Annotated in this window: 2 protein-coding genes; both read left to right on the top strand. The window is 65.1% G+C overall.

Annotation, left to right across the window (positions count from 1 at the left end; all coding sequences use genetic code 11):
• The coding region (locus ACE4YL_RS00745) for a phage tail terminator protein (RefSeq protein WP_461369013.1) at positions 1-394 on the top strand (394 nt) is incomplete at its 5' end.
• On the top strand, positions 394-1733 hold a 1340-nt coding region (locus ACE4YL_RS00740), incomplete at its 3' end, for an LAGLIDADG family homing endonuclease (protein ID WP_461369012.1). The genes ACE4YL_RS00745 and ACE4YL_RS00740, both read left to right, overlap by 1 nt.

Below are 1733 nucleotides of genomic sequence, written 5' to 3'. Positions count from 1 at the left end.
GGCCGAATGTCCGTCGCTCAAGACGGTGACCGGCATTGCCGCCATGGCGCAGCTGAAGCCGGGCACCGACCGCAACGACACGCCGGCAGCCTACGTGCATCTCGTGAGCGACCGGGGCGGCCAGAACAAGCTGGTCAACGGCGTCGACCAGCGCCTGGAGCGTCAGTTCGGTGTGCTGCTCTCGCTCAGCGTCACCGACCAGTCGCGTGGCCAGGCGCCGGTGCAGGACCTCGAAGCGCTGCTCGCCGAGCTGCGCGCCGGCCTGGTCGGCTGGCAGCCTGCAGGTGCTGCGGCGCCGGTCCTGATCGACAGCGGCGCCCTGCGCCTCGTCGCGGCCGGCGTCCTCTGGTGGCTCGAGGTCTTTTCCACCGCCGCACATCTCAGGAGAGTCTGATGGCCCGAGGCGGCAGCTACATCCACGACCCGGAGACGGGCGAGTGCCGCCTGGAGGTGCCCGGCCCCCTGCACGCGTATTATGCCGATGAGGAACTGGTGAGGTTCGCGAGCAACGGCCAAGACATCCTGGTCACACAGGAGCACACGATCCTCTACCGCGGCGGGAAAACGCAAAACAACGCGCCGAGAGGGTCTCGCCCCAAGATCGTCCCCCGCGCCTGGAAAGTCGCGCCAGCAAAGGATCTGGTTGGCGCATCCCGCGTGAACGTCAAGAGTGGGGCGGATGCGTGGGTCGGGGAAGACATGGAGATCTCCGATGACTACCTGCGGTTCCTAGGATGGGCGATCAGCGAAGGCGGGCTGAGCAGCGTTCACCGTGCCATGGGGAAGAAGCGGAAGGTGCGGTCTGACCGTCTCCTAGGCTACTCTGTGATGACCCTGGCCCAGAGCAACAAGAACTCAGAGGATGTGGCAGAGATCCGCCGGGTACTGAAAGCAGTCGGGGCGGAGTATCGGGAGTATCAGGACGTCCGTGACAACACCACGCGCTGGAATGTTTACGGCGACCAGCTGATAGAACCCCTGTTCGATAGCATCGGGGCCTACTGCGGCGAGAAGCGGATCCCGCGCCCGTACCTGAACCTGCCGCCCGACAAGCTACGCCCCTTGTTCGAGGCCCTCATGGCTGGCGACGGCAGCTGGGACGCCCGGGAGAACCGCGCCTGCGGTTACTACTCCACCACCAGTCCGGGTCTCGCCGATGACATCCAGGAGCTCGCGTTCAAACTGGGATATGGGACGAAACTGACGGTCCACTATGAGGGTGACGAGCGGCGGCAGACATGCTACCGCATTCTCATCCGGGAAGACCACGAGAGGACGGTCTGCCGCCCGCGGTTGGAGCCCTATACAGGATTTGTCTACTGTTTCTCCACCAGCACCGGATTCTACGTCACGCGAAGGAACGGGTGTGTCGCCGTTCAGGGGAACACCGCGCAGGAGCAGGCAGAAGCGGTCTGGCGGCGCACCACAGTCCCCCTCCTCGAACTGCTCCGAAACGCCATCAACCGCTCGATCCTTCCGTTCCTCGAAGCATATTGGGACGTCGATGGCGAGATCGAGTTCCGGTGGGACCCGCACAACCCGATTATCGAGCGGCAGAAGCGGCTTGAGCAGGAGAGCGACCTCCGGCACGGCCTCACCACCCCGAACCGCATCCTCGTCGAGCGTGGCGAGGAGCCGGTCCCGTGGGGCGACATGCCGCTCGCGCTCGTCGACTCCCTCGCCCGGATGCACCCGGAGTGGTTCGCCCGCGAGATCATCGGCATTGAGAACGC

It is taken from the genome of Candidatus Darwinibacter acetoxidans (assembly GCF_041936445.1).
GTDB lineage: Bacteria > Bacillota > Limnochordia > Darwinibacteriales > Darwinibacteriaceae > DTU010.
Note: the sequence above shows the minus strand (reverse complement) of the source record. Positions and strands in the feature narration are given on the sequence as shown.